This window comes from Bifidobacterium sp. wkB338 (assembly GCF_003688325.1).
Taxonomy (GTDB): Bacteria; Actinomycetota; Actinomycetes; order Actinomycetales; family Bifidobacteriaceae; genus Bombiscardovia; species Bombiscardovia polysaccharolytica.
The window spans coordinates 1-1,679 of record NZ_NPOR01000023.1; the positions used below are offsets into that span (position 1 = coordinate 1).

Below are 1,679 nucleotides of genomic sequence, written 5' to 3' on the forward strand. Positions count from 1 at the left end.
CGCCGCTGGTGTTGTTGCCGAGCTGGCCAGTGCTGTTGTTTCCCCAGGCGTACACGTATCCGTCGCTGCCCAGGGCCAGCGAATGATCTTCTCCGCTGTTGACCTGTATGGCTTTCAGTCCTTTGCTTGCGTCGGTTGGGCTGTCCGGGTCGCGTACGCGTACGGGAACAGACGAATTCGAAGAGGCGCCGCTGGTGTTGTTGCCGAGCTGGCCAGTGCTGTTGTTTCCCCAGGCGTACACGTATCCGTCGCTGCCCAGGGCCAGCGAATGATCTTCTCCGCTGTTGACCTGTATGGCTTTCAGTCCTTTGCTTGCGTCGGTTGGGCTGTCCGGGTCGCGTACGCGTACGGGAACAGACGAATTCGAAGAGGCGCCGCTGGTGTTGTTGCCGAGCTGGCCAGTGCTGTTGTTTCCCCAGGCGTACACGTATCCGTCGCTGCCCAGGGCCAGCGAATGATCTTCTCCGCTGTTGACCTGTATGGCTTTCAGTCCTTTGCTTGCGTCGGTTGGGCTGTCCGGGTCGCGTACGCGTACGGGAACAGACGAATTCGAAGAGGCGCCGCTGGTGTTGTTGCCGAGCTGGCCAGTGCTGTTGTTTCCCCAGGCGTACACGTATCCGTCGCTGCCCAGGGCCAGCGAATGATCTTCTCCGCTGTTGACCTGTATGGCTTTCAGTCCTTTGCTTGCGTCGGTTGGGCTGTCCGGGTCGCGTACGCGTACGGGAACAGACGAATTCGAAGAGGCGCCGCTGGTGTTGTTGCCGAGCTGGCCAGTGCTGTTGTTTCCCCAGGCGTACACGTATCCGTCGCTGCCCAGGGCCAGCGAATGATCTTCTCCGCTGTTGACCTGTATGGCTTTCAGTCCTTTGCTTGCGTCGGTTGGGCTGTCCGGGTCGCGTACGCGTACGGGAACAGACGAATTCGAAGAGGCGCCGCTGGTGTTGTTGCCGAGCTGGCCAGTGCTGTTGTTTCCCCAGGCGTACACGTATCCGTCGCTGCCCAGGGCCAGCGAATGATCTTCTCCGCTGTTGACCTGTATGGCTTTCAGTCCTTTGCTTGCGTCGGTTGGGCTGTCCGGGTCGCGTACGCGTACGGGAACAGACGAATTCGAAGAGGCGCCGCTGGTGTTGTTGCCGAGCTGGCCAGTGCTGTTGTTTCCCCAGGCGTACACGTATCCGTCGCTGCCCAGGGCCAGCGAATGATCTTCTCCGCTGTTGACCTGTATGGCTTTCAGTCCTTTGCTTGCGTCGGTTGGGCTGTCCGGGTCGCGTACGCGTACGGGAACAGACGAATTCGAAGAGGCGCCGCTGGTGTTGTTGCCGAGCTGGCCATAGTAGTTCCATCCCCAGGTGTATACGTATCCGTCGCTGCCCAGGGCCAGCGAATGATCTTCTCCGCCGCTGACCTGTATGGCTTTCAGTCCTTTGCTTGCGTTCTCGGGGCTGGCGGGGTCGCGCACCCGGACAGGGACAGGATTCGGATCGAAGAAGTCGCTTCTGGTGTTGTTGCCGAGCTGGCCATGGTAGTTCCATCCCCAGGTGTATACGTATCCGTCGCTGCCTAGGGCGAGTGAATGCTGGCCTCCAGCGCTGACTTGTACATAGGTGAAATCCGACGACACGCCTGCAGGCTTCCTCACCATGACCGGCGTATGTCGGTCGGTGGTCGTCCCGTCGCCG

1 pseudogene is annotated in these 1,679 nt (G+C 60.3%); it reads right to left on the reverse strand.

Annotated elements, in window-relative coordinates:
* Window positions 1-1,621: pseudogene (locus tag CI603_RS05005) on the reverse strand (hypothetical protein); the annotation flags it as partial.
* Between the last annotated feature and the right edge of the window lie 58 nt (window positions 1,622-1,679).